Source organism: Pseudomonas sp. UBA4194, assembly GCF_002379585.1.
Taxonomy (GTDB): Bacteria; Pseudomonadota; Gammaproteobacteria; order Pseudomonadales; family Pseudomonadaceae; genus Aquipseudomonas.
Genome location: NZ_DFUE01000021.1, coordinates 47260 through 53512 on the forward strand (window position 1 = coordinate 47260; position 6253 = coordinate 53512).

At 63.4% G+C, this 6253-nt stretch carries 10 protein-coding genes; 5 read left to right on the forward strand and 5 right to left on the reverse strand.

From position 1 onward, the window contains the following. Positions 1–28: 28 nt before the first annotated feature. Positions 29–493 (forward strand): CopD family protein, encoded by a 465-nt coding sequence (locus B3397_RS06080; protein ID WP_296248205.1) that lies wholly within the window; start codon positions 29–31, stop codon positions 491–493. On the opposite strand, the gene B3397_RS06085 is transcribed toward B3397_RS06080, so the two are convergent. The 4 genes from B3397_RS06085 to B3397_RS06100 all read right to left on the reverse strand — a co-directional run bounded on the left by B3397_RS06085 (position 490) and on the right by B3397_RS06100 (position 3239). After that, positions 490–1248: a collagen-like protein gene (locus B3397_RS06085; protein ID WP_296248207.1), complete on the reverse strand. Its 759-nt coding sequence runs from the start codon at positions 1246–1248 to the stop codon at positions 490–492. The two genes, B3397_RS06080 and B3397_RS06085, sit on opposite strands and share 4 nt — an antisense overlap. After that, positions 1241–1519, reverse strand: a complete 279-nt coding sequence (locus B3397_RS06090; protein ID WP_296248209.1) for a DUF1145 domain-containing protein — start codon at positions 1517–1519, stop codon at positions 1241–1243. Before B3397_RS06090 ends, B3397_RS06085 begins: the two co-directional genes overlap by 8 nt. A gap of 189 nt (positions 1520–1708) precedes the next feature. Continuing rightward, positions 1709–2437, reverse strand: a complete 729-nt coding sequence (locus B3397_RS06095) for an OmpA family protein (protein WP_296248221.1) — start codon at positions 2435–2437, stop codon at positions 1709–1711. 97 nt (positions 2438–2534) lie between these two features. Further along, positions 2535–3239: an OmpA family protein gene (locus B3397_RS06100; RefSeq protein ID WP_296248210.1), complete on the reverse strand. Its 705-nt coding sequence runs from the start codon at positions 3237–3239 to the stop codon at positions 2535–2537. A gap of 164 nt (positions 3240–3403) precedes the next feature. On the opposite strand from B3397_RS06100, the gene B3397_RS06105 reads away from it, so the two are divergent. Both B3397_RS06105 and B3397_RS06110 read left to right on the forward strand, forming a co-directional pair. Then, positions 3404–3901 (forward strand): DUF6231 family protein, encoded by a 498-nt coding sequence (locus B3397_RS06105; protein WP_296248212.1) that lies wholly within the window; start codon positions 3404–3406, stop codon positions 3899–3901. A gap of 2 nt (positions 3902–3903) precedes the next feature. Further along, complete coding sequence (locus tag B3397_RS06110) at positions 3904–4380, forward strand: YchJ family protein (RefSeq protein ID WP_296248214.1); 477 nt, start codon at positions 3904–3906, stop codon at positions 4378–4380. Here the strand turns inward: B3397_RS06110 and B3397_RS06115 are convergent. Beyond that, a complete protein-coding gene (locus B3397_RS06115; RefSeq protein WP_296248216.1) occupies positions 4370–4909 on the reverse strand; it encodes a hypothetical protein in 540 nt (179 codons plus the stop codon). The genes B3397_RS06110 and B3397_RS06115 overlap by 11 nt on opposite strands. A 134-nt stretch (positions 4910–5043) precedes the next feature. Between B3397_RS06115 and B3397_RS06120 the strand changes: the two genes are divergently transcribed. Further along, positions 5044–5529, forward strand: coding sequence for an LEA type 2 family protein (locus B3397_RS06120; protein ID WP_296248217.1), 486 nt, complete (start codon positions 5044–5046; stop codon positions 5527–5529). A 152-nt stretch (positions 5530–5681) separates the two neighbouring features. Further along, the gene (locus B3397_RS06125) at positions 5682–5888 is read left to right on the forward strand and encodes an SEC-C metal-binding domain-containing protein (RefSeq protein ID WP_296248219.1); all 207 of its coding nucleotides are present in this window, start codon (positions 5682–5684) and stop codon (positions 5886–5888) included. Positions 5889–6253: the final 365 nt, after the last annotated feature.

Here is a 6253-nt window from a genome sequence, read left to right on the forward strand (position 1 = left end):
AACCCCGATGTGCTGAACGGAGATACCCGTGACTGCTTTTGCCTTGTTCTACACTTTGCACGTCCTGGCTGCCCTGGTATGGGTAGGGGGCACGTTCTTCGCCTGGATGATCCTGCGCCCTGCGGCGGTTGCAGCCTTGCAGGGGCCGGCGCGGCTGCAGTTGTGGGGGGAAATTTTCCCACGCTTTTTCGTCTGGGTCTGGCTCGCCGTGGTGATTCTTCCGATCAGCGGCGTGGCCATCGTGCACATGCGCTTCGCCGGTTTCGAGACGGCGCCACGCTATGTGCAGATCATGATGGGCCTGTATGTGGTAATGGTGGCGCTGTTTCTGCGCATCCAGGGCCTGCAGCTCCCGCAACTGCGCAAGGCGGTGGCGGCTCAGGCGTGGGCCGACGGCGCGACGATCATGGGCCATATCCGCCGGCTGGTGGGCATCAACTTGCTGATCGGTATGGCCGTGGTGGCGCTGGCGGCCGCCCGCCCCATGTTCTAGAAGCGCTGAATGCTCACCGAGCCAGCCGCACCCGTCTCTCCGGGGCGGCCAGGCAACCCTTCGCGGCCGGCCTTGCCGCCGTCGGCGCGATAGACCAGACAGCCCTTGGATTTTCCGCCCGCTCCGGCTTTGCCAGGCGCTCCGGCTTCACCGCCATTGCCGCCGTCGGTCCTTACCTTGATAGCGTCGGCGGCGAAGCTGGCCGGCAGCCGCACGCGTACCTGGGCACCCGCAGCGCCCGGCAGGCCATCGCCACCATTGTCGCCGTTGCCGCCTCGTCCGGCCGCGCCCCAGGTGCACCCCGGCGCCTGGCCACTGCCACCGTCCAGCCCAGCGTACCCAGCGGCCCCCGCCCCGCCGCGGCCATCGATGTTCAGCTCGACGGCATCGAGAGACTGCAGTTGCAGGTCCAGATTGCGCCCAGGACGCGCCGCCTTCTGATGGGTACCGGGCGCGCCACGCGCAAGGATCTGGCTGCCCGTGCCCAGTTCGGCATGGGCGGCATAGAGGTGCAATTCCCGCTCGCTGGGCACCAGGGCAATACGCGCCTCATGACCCAACCGCAGTTCGCCCACGCTCAAGTCAGTCAGATTGGCAGGAATCAACAGCGTGCCGTAGTCGGCCACGTCCAGGCGTTCCAGGCTCAAGACGCTGGAATTGGCCGGCAGGCGCAACAGCGAGTGCGCATCGACGCTGACCGATTCAGCCAGCGCCAGAGGGCTGAACAATGCCGCCAATAGACACAGGTTACGCATGGGGAGCCTCGGCAATGAGCGGCTTGGGAATGGATTGAATGTGAAAGATGCCCAGCAGCAGAATCTGCAGGCGGTCAAACCAGGGATGGGTGCGCCCCCGCAGGCGCTTGCCGAAGCCGATGATTTCCAGCAGATGCAACACCAGCAATGTGGCACCGGCCAGATTGATCAGTGCATGAAACGGCTTGACCATTGGCATGAACAGGTTGAGCAGGACTACCCACCAGAACACCAGCGTCAAGCATTTACCCAGAACCAGGAATCCCTTCATATGCTCCTCTCGGCCATTTGTGCTGGAGGCACAGTAACGGCTGAGGGGGTGGGGATGCCAGTGGATCTTGATAGAAAGTGGCGACACCATCGCGGGTAGAACCCGCGCCCACAGAGGATTAAGGCTGCAACGCAGATCCCCTCTGGGAGCGGGTTCTACCCGCGATGAGGCCGAGAGCCTACACACCCCTCACTGATTCAAATGAATCTCCACTCGCCGATTCTTCGCCCGACCCGCGTCGGTGTCGTTGGTGTCCACCGGTTCACTCTCGCCACGACCCTCGCTGCTCAACTTGCTGGTCGGCACGCCCTGGCTGAGGACGAATGCCACCACACTGGCCGCGCGCCGCTCGGACAGCGACTGGTTGTACGCATCACTCCCTTTGCTGTCGGTATGGCCGACCACCTTGACGCTCACCACATCGGCTGCCATCAGCTGCGGCATCAGCGCGGTCAACTCGGTACGCGCCGCGGGGGTCAGATCGGAGCGATCGAACTCGAACAGCACATCCCCGGCGTCGCTCAGGGTGATGACCTGGGGCGCGGCGGGAGGTATGGGTTCGGGGGTTTTGACCACGGCCGGATAATTGGGCAGCGGGCAGCCGTTGTGCTTGACCGGCGTATTGGCGGGAGTATCCGGGCAACGGTCGCGGCGATCGAACACGCCATCGCCATCTTCGTCACCGTCCAGGGCATAGCAGATCAGCCCACCGGCCACGGCACCGGCAAGGCCGCCACCGGCAGCCCAGGCGCCACTTTCGATAGCGCCCAATCCACCCCCGGCGAGACCGCCGAGGACACTGCAAACAGGCCAAGTTCTCTGGTTGAGCGGGGAACTCCCATCGCTGGTAGTGGCACAACCGGAGAGAACACTACTGACCAGAAGAACGGGGAGTAACGCCCGCGAGAAATCTCTCATCATTCAATGCTCCTGAGTCACCGGCAGGCGCCGGCAACCCGGAGTAAAGCCTGCCGTTGGTCACTTCACAAGGCGACTCACGACAGCGACGAAAGGTTCAACGCTGGATAAGGATCTCGGTACGACGGTTCATGGCACGCCCATCGGCGGTCTTGTTGTCCGCGACCGGCTGGGCCTCACCCACGCCCTTGACCGAAATGAAGCTGCTGCTCGGCACGCCGCTGCTGATCAGGTAATCACGCACCGACGTGGCACGTTTCTCGGACAGACGCTGGTTGTAGCTGTCGCTGCCGACACTGTCGGTGTGACCGCTGACGCTCAGCCTAGCGCTGCTGGCTTCGGTCTTGAGACGGCTGGCAACGGTATCAAGCTGGGTTTTGTCGGCGGTGGTCAAGGTGGCCTTGTCGAACTCGAAGTGCACATTGCGGATCACGATGGTTTCTTCCTTGGGCAACGGCGCAGGTTCCGTGACCACGGGAGCCGGTGCTGGAGCAGGCGGTGGACAGCCGTCGGCGTCTACCGGCGTGCCTTTAGGAGTACCTGGGCACTTGTCGCGGCTGTCCGGTACGCCATCCCCGTCTTCATCGCCATCGCCATGCACCCAGCAGTAGGCCGCGCCCACGCCGGCCGCCGCCGCGCCCACACCCGCGGCCAGCGAACCGCTCTCGATGGCACCCAATGCCGCACCGGTGACGCCACCGACGGCAGCACACATCGGCCAATCGGTTTTCTGCAAGCCTGCACAACCAGTCAACACGCTGGTTAGCAGAACCAGGGGTAATGCTGTCCGAACTATGCTCATCAAGGTTTCTCCTTAGGGGAATCGGTAATAAGACCGATGCTCTGGGAGTAAAGACCGCCGTTTGCATATGCGCCAGCAATAAGCCATGAAGGAGCAACGCCAATCAATGCTGGGCCACGGCCGCGTAGCCCTATAATCTTGTGGGCTCAGACCGAGGAGCTTCGATGACAGACGCGTTTTCTTCCCGCACCCCGCAACAGGCCCTGGCGGCGCTGCTCGAGCGCTATGCGCCGCAGCGCCTGCTGCTGATCGGCGCCAGCGAGTTTCCGGCCCTGGAAGCCTTTCAGGTTGCGCACCCCGAAACCGTTGTGGCGCTCGCCGCGCCCGGTCCCCTGAGCGCCGATCTGGCCAGCCAACGCTTCGACCTGGCCCTGGTCGTCGATTGCCTGGAGCACCTGAACAAGCCCGACGGCCTGCGCCTGCTGGGCGGCATCCGCAACTTGAACGCCAGCCGCATCGCCGTGCTCACCGACCCCGCGGCCAGCGGCTGGAGCGACACCGATTTCTACTCGCTGGCCTTGCAAGCCAGCGAACGCTTCAAACGTGACGAGCAGGTTCTCAAGCTCTACACCTACGACCTGCGCGAATACAAACAGGTGCCCGACTGGCTCAACGCCAAGTTCTGGGCGAATCCGGAAAACTTCGGCAAGTATTGGTGGTGATCATGAGCGTATCCATTTGCCCCTGCGGCAGCGGCAGCCTGCTCGATGCCTGCTGCGGGCATTACCATGGCGGCGTCGCAGCGCCCGATGCGCAAACCCTGATGCGTTCGCGCTACAGCGCCTATGTACTGGGGCTGGTGGACTATCTGGTTGCCACCACCCTGCCCGCCCAGCAACCTGGCCTGGACCGCGAGGCCATTGGCCAATGGAGTGCGCAAAGCACCTGGCTGGGGCTGGAGGTACTGGCCGCCGAAGTCTTCGGCGGCCAGCCGGAGCACGCCTTCGTCAGCTTCACCGCGCGTTGGCATGACAACGCCGGCGAGCACTGCCACCGCGAGCGGTCGTCTTTCGTGCAGAACGGCGCGCGCTGGTACTTCATCGACCCCACCGTCAAACTCGCTGCCGGACGCAACGATGCCTGCCCGTGCGCCAGTGGGCAGAAATTCAAGAAATGCTGTGCAGCCTATATCAGCCAATGAGCTTGAGATGGGAGATGTCCGGCACACGGACCTGAACCGAGCGCGACGCCTGGCCCATATCGCTGCCGGCCGGGGCCAGACTGAATTGCTCCAGATCCAGCGCCGGAGGCCGCGCGCGCGGCGGCTCATCCTGCAGATCCGCGCCCACCGCGGCCATGTCGAAATCCGGCGCGTCAACGTCGCTGAACGCGGCCATGTACGCATCCCGGGGCACTACTTCGGCACGTCGAGTGGTGCTGACGTTCACTAGGGCAGGCGTGCTGGGTGGCGGCGCGGCCATTTCGATTTCTTCGACGTCCACCGCCATGGCATTGACCGTGACCAAGGCACCGGCACGGGCCAGGGTGCTGCGATATTTCTCGGCGTTGGTGGCATCGAGGTTGTTCTTGAGCACCAGACGGCGGCCAGAGAACAACACTTCAACCCGCTGAGCGTCGGCCTGGAACAGCTTGGCCAGATTGCTCTTGACCTGATCCAGTGGTGCTCCCGGCACCAGTTCACCGGCAAAGACGATCTCGTACAAGCTCATGGCGACTCTCCTTGAAGGGCTGCCACGGGGGCGACCGAGGCGTGGATTATGGACCACGATGTTTTGCCGCAACAACCTCGGCTTGTGCTGGCGCGGGGCATGGTTAGACTGAAGGCATCCACTGAGGCTTCAGCATGTCAGCGCGCACCGTCCTCCTTCGCAGCATCGGCCTGGTTTTCCTGCTGGGATTGTCGGGCTGCGCCACCTGGTTCACCGGCAACTATCAGGACCCGCAGGTGCATCTGGTCAAGGTCGAGGTGATCAAGGCCAAACTGTTGCAGCAGGAATTCATGCTGCGCTTTCGTATCGACAACCCCAACGACTCAAGCCTGCCAGTGCGCGGCCTGACGTACAGCGTGCGCCTGGGCGGCATGCTGTTGACCGAGGGGGAGACCAGCGACTGGTTCACCGTGGCCGCCAACAGCCGCGAATACTACGAAGTCCCGGTACGCACCAACCTGTGGCGCAACCTGCGCGACATCGCGCGGATGCTCAAGCACCCCGACCAACCCATCCGCTACGACCTGCAAGGCGAACTGCGCACCGGCGTATTGTTCGGGCACGACGTGGTGCTCAACCATACCGGGGAGATCAAGCCTGGAGATTGGTCGCAAGATTAGTCACGGCTTCAGCGCCGAAGCGCCGCCAGTTTCCAGGGATAGGTTCCGATAGTGTTTCTGACAAATATGTGGGAAAGAACGCATAACACCCTTCACATCCCCATCCTGGGTGAGATAATTCCTGCCAATCTCGATACAGCGGAGTCACCACGATGTCCCAGCAACCCCACGTGCACGGTCCCGATTGCAACCACGACCATCACCACGATCATCACCACCACGACCATGGCCACGTTCATGGCCCGCACTGCAATCATGCTCCCCAGGAGCCGACGCGCAATGCGTTGAAAGATGTTGGCCGCAACGATCCCTGCCCCTGCGGCAGCGAGAAGAAATTCAAGAAGTGCCATGGCGCCTGATTGAACCAAGCGCGCGGCGCACCCTTGTGGGAGCGGGTTCTACCCGCGATGGCGGCGTGCCGGGCGTCGCAGGATTCAGCATGTGCAGCGCCCGCAAGGGCCCCATCGCGGGCAGAGCCCGCTCCCACATGAAATTTGCGGCGTACCCTCGCTCCCTGCCCGCCAGAGATCCCACATGAGATTTGCGCCGCACCCTCTCCCCCTGCCCGCCAGAGATCCCTGTGGGAGCGGGTTCTACCCGCGATGGCGGTGTGCCGGGCGTCGCAGGATTCAGCATGTGCAGCGCCCGTAAGGGCTCCATCGCGGGCAGAGCCCGCTCCCACATGAGATTTTTGCGGTGCACTCTCTCCCCATGCCCGCCAGAG

What these genes read in the sequence shown, in the direction of transcription:
- B3397_RS06090 (WP_296248209.1), bottom strand. Translation starts at nt 1,519, where the DNA reads ATGAAGGGATTCCTGGTTCTGGGTAAATGCTTGACGCTGGTGTTCTGG.
- B3397_RS06100 (WP_296248210.1), bottom strand. Translation starts at nt 3,239, where the DNA reads ATGAGCATAGTTCGGACAGCATTACCCCTGGTTCTGCTAACCAGCGTG.
- B3397_RS06105 (WP_296248212.1), top strand. Translation starts at nt 3,404, where the DNA reads ATGACAGACGCGTTTTCTTCCCGCACCCCGCAACAGGCCCTGGCGGCG.
- B3397_RS06095 (WP_296248221.1), bottom strand. Translation starts at nt 2,437, where the DNA reads ATGAGAGATTTCTCGCGGGCGTTACTCCCCGTTCTTCTGGTCAGTAGT.
- B3397_RS06120 (WP_296248217.1), top strand. Translation starts at nt 5,044, where the DNA reads ATGTCAGCGCGCACCGTCCTCCTTCGCAGCATCGGCCTGGTTTTCCTG.
- B3397_RS06110 (WP_296248214.1), top strand. Translation starts at nt 3,904, where the DNA reads ATGAGCGTATCCATTTGCCCCTGCGGCAGCGGCAGCCTGCTCGATGCC.
- B3397_RS06085 (WP_296248207.1), bottom strand. Translation starts at nt 1,248, where the DNA reads ATGCGTAACCTGTGTCTATTGGCGGCATTGTTCAGCCCTCTGGCGCTG.
- B3397_RS06115 (WP_296248216.1), bottom strand. Translation starts at nt 4,909, where the DNA reads ATGAGCTTGTACGAGATCGTCTTTGCCGGTGAACTGGTGCCGGGAGCA.
- B3397_RS06125 (WP_296248219.1), top strand. Translation starts at nt 5,682, where the DNA reads ATGTCCCAGCAACCCCACGTGCACGGTCCCGATTGCAACCACGACCAT.